This is a genomic window from Streptomyces sp. bgisy159, assembly GCF_057707805.1.
The window spans coordinates 1-13315 of record NZ_JBYIQX010000077.1 but is presented as its reverse complement, the minus strand read 5'-3'; the positions used below and the strand labels follow the sequence as shown (position 1 = coordinate 13315).

The following is a 13315-nucleotide window of genomic DNA, read 5'->3' as shown; positions in this document are numbered from 1 at the left end:
TATGGCCGATCCCGGCGTCGGCACGCTTGCTGGACAAGGCGATGCTGCACAGGTCCTTGAAGTTCTTGCCGCCGAACGGCTTGCCACAATTGGCCACATAGAGGGTGCCATGCTCACCCTCGTCCTCGTCCAGCCGGATCTCGATGCGTCCGTCGGTGGCTCTGGCCGGGTGCGCGTCGTGCGCGTTCTGCAACAACTCGATGAGCACCCGGCCCTCGTACTCGGGCGCGATGATCGTCTCGGCCACGGCCTTGGCCTCGCGGGCCGCGTCACGGCCGTCGTCCCAGTCCCGCAGACAGCCGCGCACCTCGACCAGCGCCTTCTCGTGCACGCGCCTGCGCACGGCGGCCGACCGGCGCTGCCGCACACGCTCCGCCGACGGTCGCCGGCCCCCCGCTGCCATACCGCTGCGCCCCACCCCGTGCGCCTCCCGCCCCACTCTGTCGGTGATCCTACTGAGCGAGGAGGAGCCCTGAAGGGCGTTTGACACCGGCGGCCTGTGGCTGCGTAGCATGCCCGTTTAATCAAAGCGCTCGTACGCTGCAAGCCGGGTAGCGGGCAAGCGGATCCCGACGCGGGCCCATTGGGTAGGGCCTTCCGGACTGATCCCGAGAAGCAGGCCCGAACACCGCTCCGACCTGCCTGATCATAGGCTTCTGCAACACCCTTTAGTCGGGCTCTGAGATGGATGAGCGGACTCGATCGCGGGCAACTGGTCGAGCAGTGGATGGCCGTAGCTCCTGGTCGTTGGACTACCAGACGTCGTGTGGCTCTCCCTCAGCGGTGAGGCCGTACATCTTCAACTGCTCGGCCTTGGTCGGCTGGTCCGGGAACAGGTGCTCACCGAGTTCGCCGTGGGTGACGATGGTGTAGTCGCCGCTGTCGACAGCGGCGAACAGGGCCTCGCGGGCTTCGTACTCCCTCCCCATGCGACTCAGGAGCTGTCCCCACAAGCGGCGTGCGTCTTGGTGATGAGCCGCTGCAGCTTCCATGAGCGCGAACACCTCGTCGGGAATGCTCTCCAGCGGGGGCAGTCCCTCCTCAGTTGTTTCGAGTCGCTCGTACATCCACAAGGCCAGTTCGTACTGTGCCCAGGGTTGCCGGTCTCTCATGGCCAGAATGTGGGCGATGTCTTCAGCGGTGTGGCGTGCACTGGGGATCTTGTGTAGATGCCGGACGACGATCCGCACGGCCCCGTGCCGGCGCTGACGGCGTGCTCTGCTGAGCAGTGCGAGTGCCTCGCGTCGGCGCTCGGGCCACAGTTCCATGAACAGCTCATCGGACCTCATGACCGCCCTGAACGAGTCCCCACCCGAGCGAAGTCTCCTCGCGGTGAAAACGGGCCTGCCAACGTCCACAAGCTGCCGAAGGCCACGAACAGGACAGCCCGGCAGGGCCAAGCAAGAAGGCCGCCGCGAGGAAGCCCGCCCCAAGCTCGCGACGCGAACAGGGCTGTTGTCAGTGCCGCATGCGATCCTCACCCCGGAAGTGGGCACTTCAGAAGGAGGCCGGGTGGCGACGGGACGTCCGCGGAAGGATCCACGCGATCCGGTGCTGATTATGCGGGATGCCGGGCTCGAACCGCTGGAGCCCTATCCAGGAAGTGATAAGCCCTGGCGCTGCCGCCATGAAGCGTGCGGGAGAGAAGTGTCACCGCGGCTGGGCAACATTGCCGCGGGCCGGCAGGGCGGCTGCCGGTACTGCTCAGGCACGGCTCCGATTCCTCCGGAGGAGGCGGTGGCGTTGATGCGCTCGGCCGGCCTGGAACCGCTGGAGCCGTATTCCGGGGCCACATCCACTTGGCGCTGCCGGCACGTGCCGTGCGGTCGGGAGGTCAAGCCGCGCTACTCGTACATCAAACGCGGAGGGGGACCGTGCCGATGGTGCGCGCCGAACGCGCCGGTCGATCCGGACCAGGCCGCCGCGCTCATGAGGTCGGCGGGTCTGGAACCGTTGGAGCCCTATCCCGGGACCGACATGCCCTGGCGGTGCCGCTGCACAACATGCGGCACGATCGGGACACCCACTCATGGGTCGGTCAAGGGCGGACAAGGGGGCTGCGGCCCGTGCGGGCGCAAGAACGCCGGGCAGGGCATCAGCCGGGCATGGTCGCGTCGCCGCGAACTGCCCCGCACGGACGGCGACCGGGCCGCAATTGAGGCGAAGGACTTCGACCTCGAGCCGCTGGAGTCCTACCCGGGACCGAGCGGGCTGTGGCACTGCCGCCACCTGCCGTGCGGCCGAGACGTCGAGATCAGGTTGAGTAACCTCAGGCGCGGCCTTCGGGCATGCCCGTACTGCCCTCCCTCCCTGGGTGGCCGACGCCGCTGGCCCGCGGACGAAGCCGAGGCCCCCATGCGTGCCGCTGACCTGGAACCGCTCGAACCGTACGCCGGGCGTCGTGACAAGGCGTGGCGGTGTCGCTGCAACGGCTGTGGGCGTGAGACGTCACCGAGTCTGGGCGGCATTCTGGCGGGCCAGGGCGGCTGTCGGCACTGTGCCGACGTGAGGGCGGCAGCGGGTAGAAAGACCGACCCGGACATCGCGGTGGCTGCCATGCGCGCGGCTGGGCTGGAGCCGCTGGAGCCGTATGCCACCTCGGTGACTGCGTGGCGGTGCCGTTGCACAGCCTGCGGCAACGAGGTCTCCCCGACGCTCATGAAGATCCGTGCTGGTGGAGGATGCAAGTTCTGTGCCACCCACGGCATCGACCTGTCAGGACAGTCGAAGGTCTACGTGATCACCCACCAAGAGTGGAAAGCCGTCAAGATCGGGATCGGTGCCTGCACCGGCTACACCTCTCGCCTCATCCAACACGAACGTCAGGGTTGGCAACTGCATCAGGCCCGTGAATACACCACCGGCGCAGCCGCCTACGACGTCGAGCAGGCCGTGCTGGGCCGCCTGCGTCAGGCCGGACTCGTTCCTTTCCTCACGAGCGACGTCATGCCGAACGGCTGGACCGAGACCTGCTCCGCAGCCCGCATCACGGCGGCCGAGGTCTGGGCCATGGTCGATGAGGAAACACGGAGCGCAGAAAAACCCTATGCGCCCCGAGTTGGCGGCCGACCACGTGCTGCGGTCCTCATCGACGCGGAGGCCGCAGCCGCTGAGATGCGGGCTTGCGGATACGAGCCACTCGTGCCATATCCCGGCCGCACCAACGCGACTTGGCCCTCGCGCTGCACGACCTGCGGGCACGAGGGGCGTCCTACGTTCAACGCCGTCCGTAACGCGGGCCAGCGCTGTCGCGTTTGCCGGGCAAAGGAGACCCAGGCGAAACGCGCCGCCACGAACGCGCCGAAGGCCCGAGAAACCATGCGCACCGCCGGACTCGAACCGCTGGAACCCTACCCGGGCAGCCAAACGCCGTGGCGGTGCCGCTGCACCACATGCGGTCTCGAAACCAGCCCCACCTACTCCAACGTCAACAGCGGTTCGAAGGGCTGCCGGTTCTGTGCCCTCAACTCGGCAACCGACGAGCGTGCGTCCGCCGAAGTGCGAGCGGCCGGGTTCGAGCCGCTGGAGCCGTACCCCGGCCGTACCACGGACCGTTGGCGCTGCCGCTGTTCCTGCGGAAACGAGGTCATGACGCGCCTGTCATCCGTCCGGTCGGGAACCACCGGCTGCAAGAAGTGCCCCCGATCCGGTGGCCGAACCGATCCCGCGACAGCCGCCGCGGAGGCACGCGCCGCCGGGTTCGAGCCGTTGGAGCCCTATCCGGGGAAGACCACCGACCGGTGGCGCTGCCGCTGCAGGTGCAGCACGGCCATCACCCTCACCCTGACCAGCCTCAGAGGAGGCCGTACCGCGTGCGGAACGTGCTCCCGAGGCGCGACTCGATAACCGTCGGTCACGATGCACCCCGCCGCTGCACCCAGTAGTCGAGCAAGCCCGGGTTCCGTCGTACCAACCTTCTTTAGGAGATCGCTGCCGCCCGACGGCATCCTCGGTATCGGCCCCTTTGAAGATGCGTTCGGCGGATCATGAGCGCCTCGGCGTCCAGCGATGTGGCCGACGTCCTGTCGACGATAGTCGACGTCAGCTGACATGGGCAGGCCGCACAGTCTTCAATGGCGTCATGGCCACGCCGATGCCAACACCCCCGCCCCCTCCCCCGCCCGCCACCCTGGAGACGATCGCGGGTAGCGCCACACTGGGCGAAGTCCTGGAGTGTCTACGCGCGCGGCGGCCGGTGTTCCATTCCGAGGCCGATCTCCAGCACAGTTTCGCCCTCGCCGTGGGCGAGGTCGCGCCGGAGGTCAGGTGCCGTCTCGAGGTCCCGGTGCGCGGGAGCGACGCCTCGGAGTACCTGGACCTACTGTGCCTGGGGCCTGCGGGCCGTACGGCAATCGAATTCAAATACGTGACCCGGGATTGGTCGGGTACCGCCGGGACTCCTCCCGAGGAGTACGCCTTGCGCGGACACAACGCGCCGGACGTCGCGCGTAGGGACTTCCTGCGGGACGTAGGAAGGCTGGAACGCTTCTGCGACCGCGAGGACCAGAACGGGCTGGCCCTGCTCATCACAAACGAGGCCGCCCTGTGGCGCCCCAGGCAACGCAGGATGCCCACCAGGGACGAGGAGTTCCGGATCCACCACGGCCGCGAACTGAGCGGCACCTTGCTGTGGGCCGGCGGTTCCTTCCCGGGCAACACCCGAGTGCTGCGCGGCGCCTACACGCTCGCCTGGCGTCAGTACACCCAACTGGAGGGTTCAAGTGGCGAGTTCCGCTGCCTTGCGGTCTTCATCACCCCGAACGCCGCGCAGCCCCAGTGGCCACACGAGGCGTAACCAGCAGACTGCCTCGCATGTCATTGATCATGGGAATCTGCCCTGACGGGAATCTGCCCTGGGTGAAGGCACTGGCCTCGATTCCGGAGACATCGAAAACCTCCTCCAAGACGCCGAGCAGCACTTGGATCCAAACGTCGTCGAGCAGACCGTCGGGGGCTCATGCCGGTGGCCGGTGGAACGGCATGTGAGTGCCGATCACTTCCCCGACATCGAGACTGTGAAGGCAGTGTGAAAGCACTGGTCATTCGATATGGTGATCCCCTTCACAGCAAGAGGGGCGCCGTGCCGTACACCGCAGAGATCAGCCGAACCAATCCGGGTTGCTTCATCTTCCTCGTGGACCAGTCCGCCTCCATGAGCGATCCCATGGGCGTCGGTGAGGTCACGCAGCAGAGGGCCGAGGTCGTGTCCGACGCGATCAACCGGCTGCTGACCGAACTGTCCGTCAAGTGCGCCAAGGAAGAAGGCGTACGGGACTACTTCCACGTGGCCGTGATCGGGTACGGACACAGTCACGTCGGCTCCGCGTTCCAGGGGGCGCTGGCCGGGCGCGACCTCGTTCCGCTGAGCGAGGTCGCCAACAACCCGGCGCGGGTGGAGAGCCGTACCAAGAAGGTGCCGGACGGCGCCGGCGGCCTGGTCGAGACCTCGGTGCAGTTCCCGGTGTGGATGGACCCGGTGACCAACGGCGGTACGCCCATGACACGCGCCCTCGGCTACGCGGACAGCCTCGTGGCCAACTGGGTCGAGGCTCACCCGAGCGGCTTCCCGCCGATCGTGCTCAACCTCACCGACGGCGAGTCCACCGACGGCGATCCCACCAGCGCCGCGATCGCGCTGGCCTCGCATGCCACCGCCGATGGCGCGGTCCTCCTGTTCAACCTCCACGTGTCCGGAAGCGGCGGCACACCGGTCACCTTCCCGGACAGCGAGGAGGGGCTGCCGGACACGTACGCCCGGCTGCTGTTCCTGATGTCCAGCGTGCTGCCCAGCCACATGCGCTCCTACGCGGCCTCGCAGGGGCATCGTGTCAGCGAGACCACTCGGGGCTTCGTCTACAACGCGGACATCACCTCCATCGTGGAGTTCCTCGACATCGGCACCCGCGCCACCGAACTGCGCTGACCACCGAGACGGAGCTGCGCTGACCATGGAGGACGTTTCGGCCCTGCCGGAATGCCAGCTGCTGCGGGTGCCCAAGGCGGGCAACACGCTCAAGGAGTGCGAGGACGCCGGGCGGTCCTGGGTCGGGGACGCACGGGCCGACGACCAGGGCCGTACCGTCCTCCCGCTGTACGCGGCGGTGTCCGACGGCGCCTCGGAGAGCCTACTCGCGGGCGCCTGGGCGGAGCGTCTCGTCGCGGACGCCGTCGAGTCGATGTCCCTCGGCCGTGACTGGTGGGACGACGTGGACACGTTCGTCCTCGACCTCATGGAGCGGTCCGCGCCTCGCTGGGAGGCGTACCTCGAGTGGTACCGGGCGGAGCGCGACGCCCGTGGCCGGCCCATCACATGGTACGAGCAACCTGGCCTGGAGAAGGGCGCGTTCGCGACCGTCCTAGGGGTGGAGGTCCGAGCCACCGTGTCCGGTGGTGGTAGGGCCGACTGGTCCTGGCACGCCTTCGCCCTGGGCGACAGCTGCCTGTTCCACCTGCGGGACGGTGTCGTCCGGCGGGCCTTCCCCGTCGAGGACGTCGAGGGCTTCGGCATCACCCCCCAGCTCCTCGGCAGCCGTAACCACGACACGGCCCTGGTGGCCGAGCGGCTGCGGCTCGCCCACGGCACCCTGGCGCCGGGCGACGAGGTGCTGCTGGCCAGCGACGCGCTGGCCGCCTGGCTGCTGTCCCCGCACCACGGGCACCGGGCGCCCGGCACCGTGCTTGCCACGCTTGCCGAGGTGGGCGATGAGCCCTTCACGGAGTGGGTGGAGGACCAGCGGGCGCGTGGGCTCATGCGCAACGACGACGTGACCCTGATCCGGATCCGGGTGAGAACGGAGGCGTGATGGCTGTGTCCCGCGGCGGTCGCCCCGCCACCGGAACCGGTGCTGTCCGGAAGTTCCCCACGGGCGCGAACTACGCGGAGGCCCTGCAGCACCCCGAACTCTGCTTCCGCGATCCCGATCTCCGGCACGGAACCGTCCAGCAGAGCCCCGTCCTCGGACCCAAGGCAATCTCTGGCAACTTCGCCAGCGTCTTCTCCGTCACCGCGCGGGACGGGCAGCGCTACGCGCTCAAGTGCTTCACCCGGGACACCTCCGCCATCGGCGTCCGTTACACCGCGATCAGCGCTGCCCTGCGCGCCCTCGACACCGGTGGCCTCTCCCAACCGTGGCCTGTGCGCTTCGAGTTCCTGGAGCAGGGCGTCCTGGCTCTCGGCGACTGGTTCCCGGTGGTGCGGATGGCGTGGGTGCAGGGCACCGACCTCATCTCGTGGATCGACCGCCACCGCCACGACTCGGCTGCCGTCCACGCCCTCGCCGACCGCTTCCTCGCGCTGGCGGGCGACCTGGAGGACCACGGCATCGCCCACGGCGACCTGCAGCACGGCAACATCCTCGTGGCGGACGACAACACTCTCCGGCTCGTCGACTACGACGGCATGTACGTCCCCGCCCTCAAGGGCGAGGCGGCGACGGAGAACGGCCACCGCAACTACCAGTCGCCGCAGCGCGGCGCCGCCGACTTCGGGCCTGCCATGGACCGCTTCTCGGCCTGGCTCATCCACCTCTCCCTGCTCGCCGTGGCCGCCGACCCCGGCCTGTGGACCCAGCTTCACGACGCCCAAGGCGAGTACCTGATCCTTTCCGAGTCCGACTTCAAGGACCCGGCGACCTCCCTGGCTTGGCCACTGCTCCTCGGCCACTTCGACCAACGGCTCCGCGCGGAGGCGGACCGCGTCAGGGGCTTCCTCGGGCGACCCTGCTCTGCGCTGCCCCGCCTGACCGCCGACGCGCTCACGCTGCCCGCCCCGCGCCGCAACGGGAATGGTGGCGCCGCGGCTCCGACGACGACCGGTGGTAGGACGAGCGTGGCCGCCCCGGCCACCGCACCTTCGGGGGCCATCCCAGCCTGGCTGGTGGACCGCGTGGCGCCGGCCGCCGCCAGAGCGGTGCCGACCGGCGCTCCGGCCCCCGCCACGGGCTTCACCGGGCGCCGCCCTCGCGACCTGGCGGCCGCGGCCACCGCCGTACTGAGCACCGCCGCCCCCGGCGTGCTCGCGGTCACTGTCGGACAGCCGGAGGGCTACCTGCCTGCCGCGCAGGGGTCCGCCCTACTCGTCTCGGCCGCCCTGATCGGCGTGGGCCGGCGGCTCAGGCCGGAGTACCACACCGCCCGCCAACGGGTCCGGGGACTACGTCGCCGGGCACGCGAACTCAAGGATCCGGCGGGCGCCCACCGGCGGCTGGAGCAGGAGATCCGGAAGCTGGACGCCGCCACGGCCAAGGACGGCGCGGCCACTGACAAGCGCATCCAGACCCTCCAGACCGACCTGCGCGACGGACTGGCCCGCATCACCATGGAGCTGAACCGCCGCACCGACCAGTCCCGCAAGCGCAAGGCGGAGCTGCCCGCCAGAGAGCAGAGCATGATCGCCGCCGCGCTGGAACCCGCGGTGCGCCAGCACGTCGAGGCGAAGCTGCGCGCCACCTCGATCCAGGAAGCGCGGTCACTGCCGAACATGGGCGCCAAAACGGTCGGGGCTCTGGTGCAGGCCGGTATCCGCACGGCGGCCGACTTCACGGGGGTGTCCTACTCCCAGAGCCAGGGTTCCGGGAGCCGTGTCGCCTACTTCGTCCGCCCAGGCGGCCACCACGTCCGCGTGTCCGGCGTGGGCGAAGCGCGGGCGAGCGCCCTCGACGCATGGCGGCGGTCCCTGGAGCAACGGGCCAGGGCCTCCGCACCCGCCAAGCTGCCCGGGCCCGCCCTGACGAGGATCCGCGCGGAGATCGCCACGCTGCGGGCGCAGTACGACCGGGAGGTGAAGCAGGCGGAGGTCCAGGCCCAGCAGGACCGGGACGCCCTCCAGAAGCAGATCACCGACGAACGGCAGCGGCTCACTGCCGACCGACAGCAGCGCGCTATGGAGACCCAGCGCAAGCGGGCCGAGCTGTTGCAACGCCAGAAGCAGCTGGGCGGCGCCGAGGCGGAACGAGCGAGAGTGAAGGGCGAACTCAGCACTGCACGGACGGAGACCCGACGCAACCTCGGTGTCCGGAAATACGTCACATTCCTGTTGACGGGCCACTGAACCAGGCCCGAGGCGAGTATGCAGCGTGGGCAGGGCTGGGCGAGAGTTGGGTGCGCGCGGGCAAGGTAGATGGCGGCACCAGGTAATCAGGAGCCCCAGAAACCACGGGTGAGATCTTCACGAACGTGCAGGAAGCGGACCTGGTGCCTCGTTCGCCTCACTACGCAAGTCACGGTCGTAGATGGTTCTTCTCACGCCCGCCCTGGTCCATACGCTAGGCACGGCGGAGGTGCTGTGCGGCAATGCTCCGCCGCTCCAGGGCCGACAGCCTACCCGCGCACTGGCGAGACAGCCTTGTTCATTTCGCGCTCGCCGCATATCACAGAGTCTCCATCGAACCGCAGAGAGATGATCCGTGAGTCGCCCACCCATTCCCGGAGGGTGTCGAGCGCAGCGGGGTCGAGCTTCGTGGTAAAGAGAAGGGCCAAGTGCTCTTTTGCCCGCGAACACGCCACGTAGAAGAGGTTCCGCGCCCTGACGAAGGCTTCCCGCTCCTTCCCCTGCAGTCCGTGACGCCGGGAGAAATTCGCCAACATCTCGGGGATCTGGAAGCGAGTGTGCCCCTTGCTGACGACGGCGAGCACCCTGTCGAACTCCTGGCCTTTGACTCCGTGCTGCGTCGCGAAGGGTGTGCCACCGCCCAGGTGGTCATGCAACGCCATTAGCTGCGCGTACGGAACAGCACGCAGGGCTTCGTACTCTTCCGCTCGCGCCTTGGCCTTGTCGTCGCTTTCGGCCTGCGATTCGCTGTTGGCCAGTGGCACCGACTTACGGTGGCGTTCACGGACCTTTCCTAGTCCATCAAACAGCTGCTGGTTCAGGCAGAGGTCGAGGACGTCGCCAACAGTGCCATCCTCACGGGTCCTCTCGAGCTCTTTCAGGAGGGCCGCCCAGGCGTGCTTGTCGGCGGGGGAGGTCAGAAGCGAGCGTTGGCCGAACGCGTCGAACATCGCGCCGTAGCGCTTGTTCCGGTGATGAAGTAGTGCGGGTTCCAGGACGTCCAGGAAGAAGGCCATGACGTGGTCCTCCTTCTTCACATAGGACTCGTTGCGCCGGAAGGCTTGGTGAAGTCGCTGGTAGCCCAGTTCGCCGGCGATCGTCTCGTGCGTGAGCATGAGGATCTTCGTGCTGGGCGCTGCCGCCCGCCCTCCGTCCAAGCCATCGGATACCTCGGTGTTCCACAGGCGTCGGCGGGCGTCTTCCAGGGCCCAGCCGCGGGCCGCGTGCGCGGCATCCCAGCCTATCTGTCCCTTCCGGTGGTGGGTGAGCCTCGTACCGGCCCAGTCGTTGGTGTGGTAGATGGTGATGCTCCCCTCACCTGCTCCCGGGCTCGTGGTCTGCTCCAGTTCAGGGCGCATCGCGTTCAGGAGATCCACCACAGCGCGCTGCGACCGGCGGTTGCGCCTCCTGACGATCGGTTTCACGCGCGGGTCGTCGATGGTCCCGCACACCTTGTCGTAGATCTGCTGCCAGTGGTCACCGAAGAATCCACAGAGGGGACCACGGAGGGGAGTCTCCTCACCCGGCGTGCCCAACATGGCCTCCACCAGACCGGCAGGGGTGTCCTGGTACTCGTCGACGAACACGATGGGGAACCGGTCGGCGGCCAGGGCCCGGAACTTGGGGAGGGCGAAGAACTTGCAAGCCAGGGCAGGGAGGTCGTCGTGCGCCAGTTGAACGTGGAGTGTGTCGTGGTCCACCTTCCGGTAGCCGGTGCTGTAATCGACCGTGTAGCCGTCCAGTGATGTTCGCCCTTCCAGCCTGGACTGCATGGCATCGAGCTCGACGACGTAGCGCAGCAGGTACTTGGGGAAGGGAGAGAGCAGTTGCCACAGGAAGCCGTGGATGGTGTCGGCGAAGACGGACGGGCTGCCGTCGGTGCGACTGATGATCTCGTCGCGGGCCACATTGGTGTAGGTGACGCAGGCGACGCGCTGGTCCCGTCGCGGGAGGTACCGGTCTCGGTCGGCGAGGATGCTCTGAAGTGCCTCAATCAGCGAGCTCGTCTTGCCCGCACCGGCGCCGGCCTCCAACTTGAAGTGGCTGCCCTCCCGCAATGCGGTCAGGATCGTCTCCCGTACCGTCTGCGCTTCCGACTCGGCCACGGTGACGACGCGCTTGCCGTGCACCATCTCTTCGGGACGTGCCGTCATCACTCGCCATCCGTCTTCGTCGCCGTCCCGTCCTGTGCCATGAGCCATTCGAGACCGCGCCTGATGTACTTCGGCACCTCCCAGTCGTGTTCGCCAAGGACGTGCTCGAGGGCAAAGTCGACCTTGCTGCCCTTGCCGTCCACCTTGTCGCGGGCTCTCTTTTCCAGGCTCTCGTTCGTGGACGTGGCTCTACGCCGGGAGAGACCGAAGAGAGTCGGGTTGGCCAGTACGAAGGCGTCCTCGAAGGTACGGCCGCATGGATCTCCGGGCTGCTCGGGCACCTGGTAGGCGAGGCAAAGGTTGGCGGCTACGGGTGCATCTGCCTCGGCGCGTCTGAGTAGTTCGGCCACCTTGGTCTCGCCCGTCTCGTCGAACCATGCCCGGATGGACTGGTTGGATGTGTGTCCTCCTTCGGACACGGTGCATTTGCGGGTCTTGGGACCGCTTGCGTCGATGGGATCGAGATCAGTGATGATCAGGGTTGGGATGCCCAGGATCCTCAGCAGGGGGTAGAACTTGTGGGCGTACGCGCCGCCTACCTCCATCAACGTCACATACTGATGCGAGCGAGCTGTGTCAGGCTTTCGCGCTGCGAGTTTTTCCTCTGCGGCTGGGACGAAGACACGCTCGCTGGCGCCCTCAACGAGAATCGCCTTGTCCGCGAAATAGAGGTCGGCCCGGGTGAGGGTCAGGTACTTCAGCAGGAATTTTTCGTCGCGCGAAACCTGGGAGAGGTCCTTGATGGCCGTACGAGCCGGCCTCGGCTCGTCTCCGGGCTCGGCAGCCTCTTCCTCTTTGCGGAAGTACCGGATGTTCGAGAAGCGCGCCCGATTGGCTACATGCGCCGAGTGGGTAGTCACCACGAACTGGGCGCTCCAGGGCGATCCATTCTCGCTGCCGGAACCGGTCGCCTCCGTCATGCCGACCGGTTGGGGACTGGTCGCGCGCATCTGGGCATCGAGCCGTGGGAAGAGAGAGGGAAATTGAAGGAGTTGCTGGATGAACACCTCCTGCATCTGCGGATGCAGGTGAGCCTCCGGCTCCTCCAGAAAGACGAGATGAATACCCAGTTCATTGGACTGGGCAGTGTGTTCGCGGTAGTAGGCGAAGAGCTTGAGGAGCATCATCACCAGGTTGCGCGTTCCGAGGCCGCTGTACGACTCCGGAAACCGCACGCCAGCCGCTCCCGGATAGTGGATACGTGCGAAGTTCCTGAGAAGCCGCCGAGAATCCAGGCGGGCAGCAGTGACGAACTCCTGATTCCCCAGCCCCGGATATCCGAAGGCCGTCAATGCCGGCGCTACCTGGGTGCGGATCTCCTGCAGACTGATGTCGAGATCGCTGGAGGTGTTCGTGAGCATCACGTCGATACGCGTGGCGAGATCCTCCAGCCACTCAACACGCTTGCTGCCCTTCGCTGAGGTAAAGAGCTTCTCGAAGATTGCTCCGATGGGCTGGGCGGCCTCCCGGTCCTCGTCGTCCAGTCCCCGCTGTGCATCGAGGAAGTCCACCTTTAGGAGCTTCTTGACTTCCGCCACATCGACTGTGCGGACGTTCGCGTCGTCAGTGGGGTCTACCGCCGTCACAGACAGCCCGAAGTGGGCCGGAATGCGTCTGGCGAGCCGCTCAAGAGGCGCAGCGTCCCCACTGCCGACCAGGTCGCTGAGGAACACGTCCAGGGCGCCGTCCTTCAATGCATAGGTGAGCCTGATCACGACCTCGGAGCAGTCGGGATCGAGGTCCACTATGAAGGAGGCCAGAGGGCCGTACTGTCCACAGTTCGCGTCGTATGCGATATAGAGGGTCAGGGTGACCTTCGGGATCCGACCGCGCGCCTGTTCTTTCTCACCCGCAACGTAGAGGCGGTGCGCGTCAAGGAACTCCGCGTAGCATTCCGCAGAGAAGTCCTCGATGCGCAGCACGCTGTCTTTCTTCGTCAGGAAGAGCTTGAATAATTTGGCCAGCGAGGTCTTTCCCGTGTTGTTGCGGCCGACGCACAATGTCACGTCGTCAGCGAAGGACAGCTCGGTCTCACGCAGCAACCTGAAATTCTGGATTACGGCCTTGGTCAGGCGGGGTGGCGTCGGAGTCTTGTGGTTGGGCAACTCGCTTA

9 protein-coding genes are annotated in these 13315 nt (G+C 67.2%); 5 read left to right on the top strand and 4 right to left on the bottom strand.

Annotation, left to right across the window (positions count from 1 at the left end; genetic code table 11):
* Positions 1 to 367, bottom strand: a 367-nt coding sequence (locus AC3ET3_RS35160) for a sacsin N-terminal ATP-binding-like domain-containing protein (protein WP_435613632.1), incomplete at its 3' end; no start/stop codon positions are given.
* 385 nt (positions 368 to 752) lie between these two features.
* Positions 753 to 1268, bottom strand: coding sequence for a hypothetical protein (locus tag AC3ET3_RS35155; protein ID WP_435613631.1), 516 nt, complete (start codon positions 1266 to 1268; stop codon positions 753 to 755).
* 1390 nt (positions 1269 to 2658) lie between these two features.
* Between AC3ET3_RS35155 and AC3ET3_RS35150 the strand changes: the two genes are divergently transcribed.
* The 5 genes from AC3ET3_RS35150 (at position 2659) to AC3ET3_RS35130 (ending at position 9049) form a co-directional block, all read left to right on the top strand.
* Positions 2659 to 3846 carry a hypothetical protein gene (locus AC3ET3_RS35150; RefSeq protein WP_435613630.1) on the top strand — a complete coding sequence of 396 codons (1188 nt, stop codon included), beginning with the start codon at positions 2659 to 2661 and terminating at the stop codon, positions 3844 to 3846.
* Positions 3847 to 4417: 571 nt separating this feature from the next.
* Positions 4418 to 4795 (top strand): hypothetical protein, encoded by a 378-nt coding sequence (locus AC3ET3_RS35145; RefSeq protein ID WP_435613629.1) that lies wholly within the window; start codon positions 4418 to 4420, stop codon positions 4793 to 4795.
* A 285-nt stretch (positions 4796 to 5080) separates the two neighbouring features.
* Positions 5081 to 5923 (top strand): vWA domain-containing protein, encoded by an 843-nt coding sequence (locus AC3ET3_RS35140; RefSeq protein ID WP_435613628.1) that lies wholly within the window; start codon positions 5081 to 5083, stop codon positions 5921 to 5923.
* A gap of 25 nt (positions 5924 to 5948) precedes the next feature.
* Entirely contained in the window at positions 5949 to 6803 is an 855-nt protein-coding gene (locus AC3ET3_RS35135; RefSeq protein ID WP_435613627.1) for a hypothetical protein, read from the top strand.
* A complete protein-coding gene (locus AC3ET3_RS35130) occupies positions 6803 to 9049 on the top strand; it encodes a hypothetical protein (RefSeq protein WP_435613626.1) in 2247 nt (748 codons plus the stop codon). The genes AC3ET3_RS35135 and AC3ET3_RS35130 overlap by 1 nt, the downstream gene beginning before the upstream one ends.
* 269 nt (positions 9050 to 9318) lie before the next feature.
* On the opposite strand, the gene AC3ET3_RS35125 is transcribed toward AC3ET3_RS35130, so the two are convergent.
* Together AC3ET3_RS35125 and AC3ET3_RS35120 are read right to left on the bottom strand one after the other, a co-directional pair.
* Complete coding sequence (locus AC3ET3_RS35125; protein ID WP_435613625.1) at positions 9319 to 11202, bottom strand: UvrD-helicase domain-containing protein; 1884 nt, start codon at positions 11200 to 11202, stop codon at positions 9319 to 9321.
* Positions 11202 to 13315, bottom strand: a 2114-nt coding sequence (locus tag AC3ET3_RS35120; RefSeq protein WP_435613624.1) for an ATP-dependent nuclease, incomplete at its 5' end; no start/stop codon positions are given. The genes AC3ET3_RS35125 and AC3ET3_RS35120, both read right to left, overlap by 1 nt.